The organism is Synechococcus sp. B60.1 (genome assembly GCF_047462555.1).
Classification (GTDB): Bacteria; Cyanobacteriota; Cyanobacteriia; order Thermostichales; family Thermostichaceae; genus Thermostichus.
Genome location: NZ_JANSJN010000072.1, coordinates 1,797 through 14,629, shown reverse-complemented (window position 1 = coordinate 14,629; position 12,833 = coordinate 1,797). Strand labels below are relative to the sequence as shown.

Genomic DNA, 12,833 nt, shown 5'->3' with positions numbered 1-12,833 from the left:
TGGGTGTGTTGGGTCATTTGTTATAATTCTATTGTTGCCGGCTTGGGGGGTGGGGGGGGGGGGGGTTCAGACGTCATGGGCAGGAGAAGTCTCCACTAAGACGGCAGCAACGTTCTCAGTGCTACTTTAACCTGCCACCGTTCCCTCTCTCCTCTGGGCCAGCCCCAGTTGGCCCTTCCCAGGGTTCAGGGCGAGCACAGTAGAAAGCAGCTGAATGCCTCCCGACACTCATCTTCGTTGAGTAAACCAATTCACAAATCCAGTGCGGGGCTTCCCGCCAATTAAGCTAACGAGGGGAGCTAGGGATAACTAGCTCCACGGCCGTATCCCAATGCGAGGGCGGGGGTGGGGCCTCGCCTGGGGTTCGTTCCAGGTAGGAAGCCAGTGGGTGATTTTCTTTCCAGCGGGATCCGACTTCGGCAGCCATTTGGGTGACCTGGATCTGGTAAAGCTGGGCCAGCTCGGCAGCGTTGAGGTTGCCCCGCTCCACCTGGTCGCGGCTGGCTTCCGCCAGAACCTCCGCCACGAGGTTGCCCTGCTCGTCAAATCGCCACAGCTCCAGGCGGCTGCGGGAGCGCAGGCTCACCTCCGTCGGCGAGGCGGGGCGGGTGAGGACATCGACGCGGGCAATGACAATGGCCTCCAGGCCCAGGTAATCGAAAAACTGACTCACCGCTTCTGGCTTGCGGCGATCCCACTCGAACAGCTCGTAGAGTGGCCAGCCCACCTGGCGCAAAATGGGCTGCAGGCGGCGGTTGTCCAGAGGTACCACCTTCTCGCTGTTGGGGATCAGGCCCAGACGCACCGCCTCCATGGCTAGGCGCTGGCCCAAAAGCTGGGTATGTTCCAGCCCCCCCACCCCCAAAATGCCGAGGCGACGCCGGGGCTGTGGCCAGATGGGCACCTGCAAAACCACATCCACAGGGGTGGTCAGGCCCCCCTGCAGCAGGATCTCCTGTTGCACGGTTTCGTAGTCGGGGTGCCACACAGTCAACATCCAACGTCCGGCAGGAGCCTGGTCGAGCTCAAACGCCCCCCGCTCGTCCGTTTGGATGGGCTGATGGGGGTTCTCCAAGCCCTCCAACTGCACCTGCGCCCCGGCCACCGGCTGCCCCAGGCTGTTGCTTACCTGCCCCACCAGCCGTGCCTGGGATCCCACCTGGTCTCGATGGGGAAACAGCGGTGTGAAGTGGGGAATGGGGGTGACCGGCGCCTGGGCCAGCGCTCCTGGAGTCAGGGCCAGCCAGCCGCAGAGACCTAGGCTGCCTAAGCTAACCTTGCGCCGCAGCGCAGTGAGGGAGAAAAGAGGCATGGCGACATCTGCTAATCGCAGTGGGTTCTGGAGAGACAAAATCCTGCTGCAGGGATCCTTACCCAGCAAAGGGATTGTTGGCCTGCCATTGTTGGATAAAGACCGGCACCATGTTGCGCACCTGCAGCCGAAACAGGCCCGCCGCCGCATCTTCAAACAGCGGCTCCCCGCCCACATCATCCTGCCCATAGGCCTCGTAGTAGCGAGCCCGATCCCCCGGCCGATCCCGCTGCAGGTCCACCACCACCACTACCCCGCGGCTGCGCAACTGGTTGGGGGTGAAATTGGGAATCTCCACAGGGATTGCCGGCGCTAGGAAGCGCAAGGCCGTATTCAGCAGCGGGCTGCCCTGGCGGTTGTAATCGCGGGAGATTTGCAGGTGGGTCAAGAGGATGTAGCGCAATCCCAGGGCATTGCCGATGGCCTTCAGCTTGTCCAAGTCGGCGGTATAGCGCTCATCCCGATCCAAGAGCGTCAGATCCTGGACGAGAGCCAGAAGCGGCTCAAAGCGGGGATCCGGCCCCAAAGGCCCCTTCAAGAGCAGTACCGGTCGCTGCGGCTGCAACTCCTTCAGGGCCAGGCTGAGGTGGCGGGCCAGCTCATCCGAGTAAACCGGCTCATCCGGCAAAAGGCCGATGCCCTCCGGCTGCCGGGCCGGCTCCCCCGGCGGCAGGCGAATATCTTGGGTGGATACAAAACCGGCCCGCACCTCCACCTGGGTGCTGGTGGGCGGAAACCCCGGCACCTCCACATCCACCAGGTACAGCCCCGCCGGCAACTCCGGCAATACATAGGTGCCGTCGGCGGCGATGCGAACCGTCTGCTGGAGCTGCGTGGCGGTGGCAGCCAGGCGCAAAACCCCGGTCTGGACAGGCTGGCCGGCAATGTCCAGCACCCGCCCCGTCACCACGCCGCGGTTGCCTGCGGAGGCAACTTCCTCCGTCCCCTCCTCGCCAACTTGAGCTTGAAGATCCACATCCACCAGACGCCGCAAAGCCGGGATCCCTGCCGCCACTACCCACAGCTCCCGCTCCCCCAGCCTCACCAAACCCGTTGGCTGCCCCTCCAGCCGCAGCGAGGCGGCCAATCGTCCTGCCTCCAGATCTACGATTTGCAGACGGTCACTGTTGCGGGAGGTTACGTAAGCCCAGCGGCCATCGGGGGAAAGGGCCAGCCGCGTCGGTCGCCAGTCCAGGCCAACCCGCTGCAGAGCCTCGCCGCTGCGGCCCAGATCCAGCACCGTCAGATCTTGGCTGCCGGAGTTGAGCACCACTAGGCGCTGCCGTTGGGCATCCAGAGCCATCGCTTCTGGAGTGTTGCCGCCCCGCCAGCGGGCCAACAGCTCGCCATTGTCGGGGTTGACCACCAGCAGGCTAAGGGGATCCTCCCCGGCTAAGCCGATAAACAGGGATCCCCTCTCCGGGTCATAGGCCAAAGCCAAGGGTGGTCCTGGCAGCGGCAAGTTGCGGGCCTGCGGCTGCTCCGATCCCTCCCCTGGGCCGTTTGGAGCGGGGATCACCGCCAAACTTTGGGCAGCGGGCATAGAGGCGAAAACCCGCCCCCTGGCCGGATCCACGGCCATGTCCAAAACCCCCGCTGGTAGCCCGTAAGCCCGGATCAGCCCCCCGGTTAGCAAATCGAGGGCCACCACCCCAGGAGCATTGGGGCCGGAGGCATAGACCACCTGCCGTGCCGCATCCACCCGCACCACGCTGGGGGCAAAGCCCACCGCCACCTGCCACAAGGGATCCCCGCTCGCCCCATCCAGCAGAGCCACTGCCTGCGCTTCCAAAAGTCCCACTGCCAGCCAGCCCCGCTCCGGCACCGCATCGAGGCGATCGGCAGAGCTGGGTAATGGCAAAAGCCAATCTCCCTCTGGCCTCAGTCCGTTCCCGTCCGCCGAGACACTCCCCACAGAAGCAGAAGAGCCTGTTTCAGGCGAAGGGATCCCTTGCCCCAACACGGGGGATCCCAAGGCCAGCACGCCGCTCATCACCACAACTAGCCATTGCCAGCGCATCGCCTTTTCCGCTCCTCAACCGCGCCTGCTCTCCTTCTTCGCCCAACCAGCATAGCCAACCCCCTCGCCCTTTCCTGGGGGATTCATGTCAGAAAACCCAAACAATTTTTGACAGTCTGCCGCGGCGACCTTAGAATGGATATTCGCTGGTTTCGTCAGGATAAACCATGAAGGTGCGGCCCTCCGTCCGTCGAATCTGCGAAAAGTGCCGAGTCATCCGCCGCCATGGCCGGGTGATGGTGATTTGCCCTTCCAACCCCAAGCACAAGCAGCGGCAGGGGTAGAGGCGCGGATGGAGGGGTGCGGCCAACGGTGGAGAGCCCAGCCAAACGACCCTGCTGCCGCCGCGGAGGGCCTGGCGACCCATCTCTTGGCAAGGAGAGACTCTGGTTTCCTCACCTCAACAGCAATATCTTCCGGGCAAAGCTCCACGCCGCCAGTCTAGGCCTGGGGAGCCAGCTTATCTGAGTTTGTTTGAAAGGTACTACCAACCATGGCACGGATTGCGGGAGTTGACATCCCACGCGACAAGCGAGTCGAGATCGCCCTTACCTACATTTACGGCATTGGGCTGACCCGCTCCCGCCAAATTTTGGCGAAGACCGGCATCAACCCCGATACCCGCACCCGCGACCTTACCGACGCCGAGGTGGCCGCCTTGAGGGCAGTGGTAGAAGGCGAGTACCAGGTGGAGGGAGATCTGCGCCGGCAGGAGGCGATGAACATTAAGCGGCTGATCGACATCGGCACCTATCGGGGCCGCCGCCATCGTCTGAACCTGCCTGTGCGCGGCCAGCGCACCCGCACCAACGCCCGCACCCGCAAGGGGGTCAGGAAGACGGTGGCCGGCAAGAAGAAAGCTCCCGCCAAGAAGTAGTGGCTGGGTCGGCGGGCAGAGTTTCCCACCCTCTCCAAACGGCAAAACGGGATGCAAACAGTTGTTTAAAGGACACACAGGTCATGGCTCGGCAGCAACGGCGCGGACGCAAGGTCAAGAAGAATGTCCCCAACGGGGTGGCCTACATTCAGTCCACCTTCAACAACACCATCGTCACCATTACGGATCCCAATGGCGACGTGGTGTCTTGGGCCTCCGCAGGTTCCACGGGGTTCAAGGGCGCCAAGAAAGGCACCCCCTTTGCGGCCCAAATGGCAGCAGAGAGCGCAGCACGTCAGGCCATGGAGAACGGCATGCGCCAGATTGAAGTGATGGTGAGTGGCCCTGGCGCCGGTCGGGAGACGGCAATTCGCGCTCTGCAGGCTACCGGTCTAGAAATCACCCTGATTCGAGATATCACTCCCATTCCCCACAACGGCTGCCGCCCCCCCAAGCGGCGGCGCGTCTAAAGGGATCCCCAGGGCAGGCCGAGCGCTGGCGGCTGTCTGCTCCAGGTCGGCGACAGGCTTGCCCCACTGCAGGATGTGAGGCATGACCTCCAGTCTTCCAAGTTCTCCAAACGGATATTGAGCCAGACGGACGGGGCTACTCTATGATACAAACCAGCCGAACCCTCCACAATCTGGGCAGCAAAGCCACTTCCAGTGCTGCTTCCTACCAGACCGAGTGCGTCGAATCCCATCAGGAAGCCAATGGCGTTCACTACGGCAAATTTGCCCTGGGGCCACTGGAGCGCGGTCAAGGGATCACGGTGGGCAACGCCTTGCGGCGGGTGTTGCTCTCCAACCTAGAAGGAACGGCAGTAACCGCTGTCCGCATCGCTGGCGTCAGCCACGAGTTTTCCACAGTGCCCGGGGTGCGGGAAGACGTGATGGAGATCCTGCTCAACATGAAGGAGCTGGTGCTACGCTCCAACGCTTCTGACACGCAGGTGGGCCGTTTGGTGGCGCAAGGGCCGGGGGAGGTGACCGCCGAGAAGCTGCAACTGCCCAGCGAAGTGGAAGTGATCAACCCCCGCCACCACATTGCCACCTTGGCGGAAGGGGCGATCCTGGAAATGGAGTTCATGATTGGCCGCGGACGCGGCTACCGCGCCGTCGACTACTCCGATAGAAAATCGATGGCCATTGATTTTCTCCAGATCGACTCCGTCTTCATGCCGGTGCGCAAGGTGAACTATACGGTGGAAGCAGCCCGGGTCGGCCAATCCCTGGAAAAAGATCGTCTAATATTGGAGATCTGGACCAACGGCAGCCTCACCCCCCAGGAGGCCCTCAGCCAGGCGGCCCGCATTTTGGTGGGCCTGTTCTCGCCGCTGCAGGAGGTCAGCTTTGACACCCCGCCAGAGCCCCGGCAAGCGGAGGACAATCAGAAGAACCAGATCCCCATCGAGGAGCTGCAGCTATCGGTACGCGCCTACAACTGCCTGAAGCGCGCTCAAATCAATACGGTGGCCGATCTGTTGGTCTACACCGAGGAGGATCTGCTGGAGATCAAAAACTTCGGCCAGAAATCTGCTGAAGAGGTGATCCAGGCCCTCAAGAATCGCTTTGGCCTAACGCTGCCCCGCGCCCGCGAAAAGGGCAAAGCCTAGAGACCCAAACAACCCTCCAAGGTGCTTCGCGCCGCTGGCGTCACCGCAAAACTCAGTCAGGATCCCCGAAGAGCCTAGGATAGAGGTTACCATGCGTCACCGCCGTCGTACCCCCCACCTCAACAAGCCCGCCGACCAGCGCAAGGCCCTGCTGCGGGCGCTGACCACGGCCCTGCTGCGGGAAGGGCGGATCACCACCACCAAGGCCCGCGCCAAGGCCATTCGCGCCACCACTGAGAAAATGATTACCCTCGCCAAAGAGGGATCCCTGGCGGCGCGGCGACAGGCCCTGGCCTACATCTACGACAAGGAGCTGGTGCGCTCCCTGTTTGAGCAAGCGCCGGAGCGCTACCGCGATCGGCCTGGGGGCTACACCCGCATCCTGCGCACGGTGCGTCGGCGGGGCGACGGGGCAGAAATGGCGGTCATCGAGTTGGTGTAGGCCCCCATGCAGAGCCGTCGCATTGCCCTGAAAATTCAGTACCTCGGCAGCGGCTTTCGCGGCTGGCAGCGGCAAGCGGGCCACCGCACCGTACAAGGGGTACTGGAGGAGGCGATTGCGTCGCGGGCCGGGCACCCGGTGACCCTCTACGGGGCAGGACGCACCGACACCGGGGTTCATGCTGCTGGCCAGGTGGCCCACTTCGACACCACCTCTGGCATCCCACCCACGGAGTGGGCACGGGTGCTCAACGACTGTCTGCCGGAAGATGTGGTGGTGCTGGCCTCGGCGCCGGTGTCTGACGTTTGGCATGCCCGCTTCTCGGCAAGATGGCGCCGCTACCGCTACCTCATCCTCAATCGAGAGCTGCCGGATGTGTTCTGGCGGCCCTTTAGCTGGCAGGTGCGCTGGCCGTTGCAGGTGGAGCCGATGGCGGAGGCCCTCAACTCTCTTCTGGGTGAGCACAACCTGGAAGCCTTCCGCCGGCGGGGATCCGACCGGCCCCACTCGCGGGTGCAGGTGCAGGAGGTGCTCTGTCAGCGGCTGGGGGATCTGGTGAGCATTGAGGTGCAGGCCAGCGGCTTTCTCTACCGGATGATGCGGCTGCTGGTGGGATCCCTGGAGGTGGTGGGCCGCGGCGAGCTTAGCCCGCAACAATTTGTCCACCTGTGGCAACACAACGACTGGAGCCGGATGCGCACCCGCTACAGCGCCCCTCCGCAAGGGCTGTGCCTGGTGGATGTGGGCTATGCTGTGGATCCCTTTGGCTGCCGCTTCGCTCACTCGCCGCCCTTCTGGGCTTTGTCCATGAAGGGGTTGCCCAAAACCCCCGATTGGTCAGCGGCTTTGTGGGTTTCCTCCCTGGCCTAGGCGTTCTCTTGTCCATTTCATCCTGCGGTTGATGTCATCCTTGGCTGCCATGAACACAACTCCCGTTCCCGCCCCCGAAACTCTAACCCCTCGCTGGTATCTGGTGGACGCTGCCAACCAGCGCCTGGGTCGCTTGGCCGTGGTTGTGGCCAACCTCCTGCGGGGCAAGCACAAGCCCAACTTCACCCCTCACCTGGATACGGGGGACTACGTGATCGTGATCAATGCTGAGAAAGTGGTGGTCACCGGCAAAAAGCGCACCCAAAAGCTCTACCGCCGCCACTCTGGCCGTCCTGGGGGCATGAAAGTCGAGACCTTTGCCCAACTGCAAGCTCGCCTGCCGGAGCGAGTCGTGGAGAAAGCAGTCAAGGGGATGTTGCCCCACACCCGCCTGGGCCGGCGGCAATTTACCAAGCTAAAGGTATACGCCGGGCCCCACCACCCCCATGAGGCCCAGCAACCTCAGGTTTACCCCATCCACACGATTCCAGGAGCCAAAGTATGACTCAAGTAGCCAGTAGCCAACGAGCCGTCTATTGGGGAACCGGACGCCGCAAAACTGCTGTTGCCCGCGTGCGCCTGGTGCCCGGCACCGGCAAACTGATCATCAACGACAGGCCCGGCGACCAATACCTGCAATACCAGGAGGCGCTGCTGGCCAGTGTAAAAGCACCGTTGGAGATCCTCGGCCTAGAGGACTCCTACGACATCTTGGTGCGGGCCCATGGCGGCGGCGTTCACGGCCAGGCCGATGCCATCAAGTTGGGGGTGGCACGCGCCCTCTGCGAGGTGGATCCAGCCAACCGGGGTCCCCTCAAGACAGAGGGCTACCTAAAACGGGATCCGCGCGCCGTGGAACGGAAGAAATACGGCCTGCGCAAAGCCCGCAAGGCTCCCCAGTACTCGAAGCGCTAGGGATCCCTGCCATTGCTTTTTCAAGGTCGATGTTGGTAGACAAGGGTATAAGAGCAGGCCAGAGGAGGAGATTGCCATGCCCAAAAAAGGAATCCACCCGCAGTGGTATCCCGAAGCCAAAGTCATCTGCAATGGCGAAGTGGTGATGACGGTGGGATCCACCAAGCCAGAGCTCAAGGTCGATGTTTGGTCGGGCAACCATCCCTTTTTCACCGGTAGCCAGAAGATCATCGACAGCGAAGGGCGTGTGGAGAAGTTTATGCGCAAGTACGGCATGGGTGGCAAGAAAGCTAAGTAGCCGAGCCTCAATTCAAGTTTCTTGGTCTGCCTTGCTGGGCATTGCTGTGAGTCTTCGCTGACACTGGATCTATGGCCTCTGCTCAACTCATCGAGCAGCTTAAAAACGTTGAAGCCACCTTTCAGGAGCTGACGGTACGTCTGGCCGATCCCGATGTGGCGACGGATCCTGCTGAGCTGCAGCGGATCGCCAAGGCCCGCTCCTCTCTAGAAGCCACCGTCCAGACCTTTCATGAGTGGCAAAAGCTTACTCGCGAGCTGAAGCAGACGGAAGAGCTCCTGCGGGAGGTGGCTTCTGACGACCCGGAGCTGGAGGCAATGGCCAGGGCAGAACTGGAGCAACTGCGCGCCCGCCAAGAACAACTGGAGGAAAAGCTGACCCTGCTGCTGCTGCCCCGGGATCCCAACGACGAAAAAAACATCATGTTGGAAATCCGCGCCGGCACTGGCGGCGAGGAGGCGGCGCTGTGGGCAGCAGATTTGGCCCGCATGTACACCCGCTACGCCGAGAAGATGGGTTGGTCGGTGCGCCTGGCCAGCCTCTCGGAAGGAGAGATGGGAGGCTACAAAGAGGCCATCCTGGAAATCCGCGGCGACCAGGTCTATAGCAAGCTAAAGTTTGAGGCCGGCGTGCACCGGGTGCAGCGGGTGCCCGTGACAGAGGCGCAGGGGCGCGTCCACACCTCGACGGCCACGGTGGCGGTGATGCCGGAGGTGGACGAGGTGGAGGTGGTGATCGACCCCAAAGACATCGAGATCAAGACGGCGCGCTCCGGCGGGGCGGGCGGCCAAAACGTGAACAAGGTGGAAACGGCGGTGGATCTCCTCCACAAGCCCACCGGCATCCGCGTCTTCTGCACCGAGGAGCGATCCCAGTTGCAAAACCGCCAGCGGGCGATGCAGATTTTGCGGGCCAAGCTCTACGAGATGAAGCTGCAGGAGCAACAGGCCTCCATCAGCTCCGCCCGTCGCATGCAGGTGGGAACGGGATCCCGCTCGGAAAAAATTCGCACCTACAACTACAAGGACAACCGCGTCACCGACCACCGCCTCAACCAGAATTTCCTGCTCGAGCCGATTTTGGAAGGGGAGCTGGACGAGTTAATCCAAGCTTGTATTGGCCTATACCAAAAAGAGCTGCTGGCGGAGCTATCTTAGGTGGAGATGGGATCCCTTCCTGCTGCCGACCTGGCGGTAGAATGAATACCCATGTCGAGTGACCTAAGGAATCCTCCCCATGCTGGCTGAGTACCGCCAACATGTTGCTGCCCGCGCGGCCCAAGGGATCCCGCCGCTGCCCTTGAACGCTGCCCAGACCAGCCAGGTGTGCGAGCTGCTCAAGGATCCCCCTGCCGGTGAGGAAGCTTTTTTGTTGCATTTGCTTACAGAGCGGGTACCGCCGGGGGTGGACGAAGCGGCCTATGTGAAAGCGGGCTTTTTGGCGGCTGTGGCCAAGGAGGAGGTGCGCTCGCCTCTGATTACCCCCCTGCGGGCGGTGGAGCTCTTGGGCACGATGCTGGGGGGCTATAACGTCCAGGTGCTGGTAGAGCTGCTGCAGGATAGGCGGCAGGAGATCGCGGCAGCAGCGGCCCGCGCCCTTAGCCACACGCTGCTGGTTTTCGATGCCTTCCACGACGTGCTGGAACTCAGCCAAGCGGGCAACGCCTATGCGCGGCAGGTGATCGAGTCCTGGGCCGCCGGGGAGTGGTTTACTGCCAGGCCGCCCCTGGCCGAGGCCATCACCGTAACGGTGTTCAAAATTGCTGGCGAGATCAACACCGACGACCTTTCCCCCGCCGCCCACGCCACCACCCGCCCAGACATCCCTCTGCACGCCCAGAGCATGCTGGAGGCGCGCGCACCGGGAGCGATAGCAACCATTGCTGAGCTGAAGCGCCGCGGCTATCCCGTGGCCTTTGTGGGGGATGTGGTGGGCACGGGATCCTCCCGCAAGTCTGCCCTCAACTCCCTGCTCTGGCACATTGGCCACGACATTCCCTATGTGCCCAACAAGCGGGCCGGCGGGGTGATTCTGGGGGGCACGATTGCACCCATTTTCTTTAACACCGCCGAAGATGCCGGCGCCCTGCCCATCCAGTGCGAGGTCTCACGGCTGGAGACGGGCATGGTGGTGACAATCCACCCCTACGAAGGTGTCATCCGTTCTGAGGATGGCCAAGTCCTCTCCACCTTCTCCCTGCGGCCTGTGACCCTGGCGGACGAGGTGCGGGCGGGGGGCCGCATTCCCCTCTTGATTGGCCGGGCCCTTACTGACAAAACCCGCCAAGCCCTGGGGCTGGGTCCTTCCCCCCTGTTCATTCGCCCCACCCCGCCCGCCGACACCGGCAAAGGCTATACCCTGGCCCAGAAAATTGTCGGCAAGGCCTGTGGGCTGCCGGGGGTGCGCCCAGGTACCAGTTGCGAGCCGCTGATTACCACGGTGGGATCCCAGGACACCACCGGGCCCATGACCCGCGACGAGCTGAAGGAGCTGGCCTGCCTGGGGTTTAGTGCCGACCTGGTGCTGCAGAGCTTCTGCCACACCGCCGCCTACCCCAAGCCGGTGGACATCCAGATCCACAAAGAGCTGCCCGACTTCTTTGCCTCGCGGGGGGGCGTTGTCCTGCGGCCGGGCGACGGCATCATCCACTCCTGGCTCAACCGCATGCTACTGCCGGATACCGTCGGCACCGGGGGCGACTCCCACACCCGCTTTCCTTTGGGCATCTCCTTCCCGGCGGGATCGGGGTTGGTGGCCTTTGCCGCCGCCATGGGGGTGATGCCCCTCAATATGCCGGAGTCGGTGCTGGTGCGCTTCCGGGGGGAATTGCAGCCCGGGATCACCCTGCGGGACATCGTCCACGCCATCCCCTACGTGGCCATCCAGCGGGGGCTGCTCACCGTCGAGAAGCAGGGCAAGAAAAACGTCTTTGCTGGGCGAATTATGGAGATCGAGGGCCTGCCCCATCTCAAGGTGGAGCAAGCCTTTGAGTTGACCGACGCCTCAGCAGAGCGCAACTGCGCCGCCTGCACCATTAAGCTCAGCGTCGAGACGGTTGCCGAGTACCTGCGCTCCAACGTGGTGCTGTTGAAAAACATGATTGCCCGCGGCTATCAGGATGCGAGAACCCTGCTGCGGCGCATCGCCAAGATGGAGGCCTGGCTGGCCAACCCCACTTTGCTGGAGGCGGATCCCGACGCCGAATACGCTGCCGTGATCGAGATTGACCTCAGCACCATCACCGAGCCCATTGTCTGTGCCCCCAACGATCCCGACAAGGTGATGACCCTAAGCGAAGTCCACGCCCAGCACGCGGCGGGCAACCCCGACACACCCATCCAAATTGACGAGGTGTTTATTGGCTCCTGCATGACCAACATTGGCCACTACCGGGCTGCCGCCAAGATTTTGGAAGGGCAAGGTCGGGCCAAGGTACGCCAATTTTGGATCTGCCCACCCACCCGCATGGACGAGGCGCAACTGCGCGCCGAAGGGGTGTACGGCACCTTTGCCGCTGCCGGGGCGAGGACGGAGATGCCCGGATGCAGCCTGTGCATGGGCAACCAGGCCCGCGTGGCAGATGGGGCCACCGTCATGTCCACCTCCACCCGCAACTTCAACAACCGCATGGGCAAGGACGCGCGGGTCTATCTGGGATCCGCCGAGCTGGCTGCCGCCTGCGCCCTCTTGGGGCGGATCCCTACTCCTGAGGAATATCGCGAGATCGTCGCCACCAAGATCCAGCCCTTTGCCGGCGAGCTGTACCGCTACCTCAACTTCCACGAGATCCCTGGCTTTGAGGACGAAGGGCGGGTCATCCCGCGCGAGCAAATGCCCAAGCTGGAGGAAGTCCTCGGGAGCCGTTCCTAAAGGGGCCACCCTGATACCATGGCAGGGTGGTTGCGCTAGCCCTGGAGCAATCCCAATGGCCCTGAATCGAAAACTCATCCGCCAGATCCACCGCGCCCTGGCCCCCATCCTGGCCTTGCCCTTGGTGGTGACGGTGGTGACGGGATCCCTCTATCAAATTGCCCGCCTCAACGACAACTTCGACTACTACTGGCTGATCCAAATCCACAAAGGGCAATGGGGGCCTCTGGATCTGCAGGCCGTTTACCCCTTCTTAAACGGATTGGGGCTGTTGGTGATGGTGGCTACCGGCCTGAGTTTGTGGTTGCAAACGAGATCCCATCGCCCCCCCAAGCACACCGATTCCTGAGAGCTTTCTCCTGTTCCTTGGGTGAGAAAATACCCCAACCGATTTCCGGAAAACTCGACATCTTGAGCCAGCTAGACAGCTTATTCTAATGTACAGAGGCTATGCTAAAGCCTCGTGAGTAAAGCTTAAAGAGAAGCTAACCAAAAGTTAACCAAAATCCGCTCAGGAGGTGGATAGATATGGCTCTTGTTCGCTGGGATCCCTTCCGGGAAATTGACGAAATTCAACGGGAAATGAACCGGATGTTCGACCGGCTGATGGCTCG

At 62.4% G+C, this 12,833-nt stretch carries 14 protein-coding genes; 12 read left to right on the top strand and 2 right to left on the bottom strand.

The features are described 5' to 3' along the window. Nucleotides 1-286: 286 nt before the first annotated feature. Complete coding sequence (locus NW863_RS09120; protein ID WP_414365892.1) at nt 287-1,312, bottom strand: carboxypeptidase-like regulatory domain-containing protein; 1,026 nt, start codon at nt 1,310-1,312, stop codon at nt 287-289. 58 nt (nt 1,313-1,370) lie between these two features. Continuing rightward, complete coding sequence (locus NW863_RS09115) at nt 1,371-3,332, bottom strand: carboxypeptidase regulatory-like domain-containing protein (RefSeq protein WP_414365891.1); 1,962 nt, start codon at nt 3,330-3,332, stop codon at nt 1,371-1,373. Between the two features lie 167 nt (nt 3,333-3,499). On the opposite strand from NW863_RS09115, the gene rpmJ reads away from it, so the two are divergent. The 12 genes from rpmJ (at nt 3,500) to NW863_RS09055 (ending at nt 12,568) form a co-directional block, all read left to right on the top strand. Next, nucleotides 3,500-3,616: a 50S ribosomal protein L36 gene (rpmJ, locus tag NW863_RS09110; protein ID WP_414365890.1), complete on the top strand. Its 117-nt coding sequence runs from the start codon at nt 3,500-3,502 to the stop codon at nt 3,614-3,616. Nucleotides 3,617-3,825: 209 nt separating this feature from the next. Beyond that, nucleotides 3,826-4,209, top strand: coding sequence for a 30S ribosomal protein S13 (rpsM, locus tag NW863_RS09105; RefSeq protein WP_011430299.1), 384 nt, complete (start codon nt 3,826-3,828; stop codon nt 4,207-4,209). A gap of 83 nt (nt 4,210-4,292) precedes the next feature. Continuing rightward, nucleotides 4,293-4,679, top strand: a complete 387-nt coding sequence (gene rpsK, locus NW863_RS09100; RefSeq protein WP_011430298.1) for a 30S ribosomal protein S11 — start codon at nt 4,293-4,295, stop codon at nt 4,677-4,679. A gap of 143 nt (nt 4,680-4,822) precedes the next feature. Next, a complete protein-coding gene (locus tag NW863_RS09095; RefSeq protein ID WP_414365889.1) occupies nt 4,823-5,824 on the top strand; it encodes a DNA-directed RNA polymerase subunit alpha in 1,002 nt (333 codons plus the stop codon). 91 nt (nt 5,825-5,915) lie between these two features. Beyond that, nucleotides 5,916-6,266, top strand: a complete 351-nt coding sequence (gene rplQ / locus NW863_RS09090; protein ID WP_414365888.1) for a 50S ribosomal protein L17 — start codon at nt 5,916-5,918, stop codon at nt 6,264-6,266. A gap of 6 nt (nt 6,267-6,272) precedes the next feature. After that, nucleotides 6,273-7,136, top strand: a complete 864-nt coding sequence (gene truA, locus NW863_RS09085; protein WP_414365887.1) for a tRNA pseudouridine(38-40) synthase TruA — start codon at nt 6,273-6,275, stop codon at nt 7,134-7,136. 49 nt (nt 7,137-7,185) lie between these two features. Then, nucleotides 7,186-7,641, top strand: a complete 456-nt coding sequence (gene rplM / locus NW863_RS09080) for a 50S ribosomal protein L13 (protein ID WP_414365886.1) — start codon at nt 7,186-7,188, stop codon at nt 7,639-7,641. Further along, a complete protein-coding gene (rpsI, locus tag NW863_RS09075; protein ID WP_414365885.1) occupies nt 7,638-8,051 on the top strand; it encodes a 30S ribosomal protein S9 in 414 nt (137 codons plus the stop codon). The genes rplM and rpsI overlap by 4 nt, the downstream gene beginning before the upstream one ends. A 76-nt stretch (nt 8,052-8,127) precedes the next feature. Next, nucleotides 8,128-8,349: a 50S ribosomal protein L31 gene (gene rpmE, locus NW863_RS09070; RefSeq protein ID WP_414365884.1), complete on the top strand. Its 222-nt coding sequence runs from the start codon at nt 8,128-8,130 to the stop codon at nt 8,347-8,349. A 71-nt stretch (nt 8,350-8,420) separates the two neighbouring features. Further along, nucleotides 8,421-9,506 (top strand): peptide chain release factor 1, encoded by a 1,086-nt coding sequence (gene prfA, locus NW863_RS09065; protein WP_414365883.1) that lies wholly within the window; start codon nt 8,421-8,423, stop codon nt 9,504-9,506. Nucleotides 9,507-9,585: 79 nt separating this feature from the next. Further along, nucleotides 9,586-12,219: a bifunctional aconitate hydratase 2/2-methylisocitrate dehydratase gene (acnB, locus tag NW863_RS09060; RefSeq protein ID WP_414365882.1), complete on the top strand. Its 2,634-nt coding sequence runs from the start codon at nt 9,586-9,588 to the stop codon at nt 12,217-12,219. Between the two features lie 55 nt (nt 12,220-12,274). Next, complete coding sequence (locus NW863_RS09055) at nt 12,275-12,568, top strand: PepSY domain-containing protein (protein WP_414365881.1); 294 nt, start codon at nt 12,275-12,277, stop codon at nt 12,566-12,568. Nucleotides 12,569-12,833: the final 265 nt, after the last annotated feature.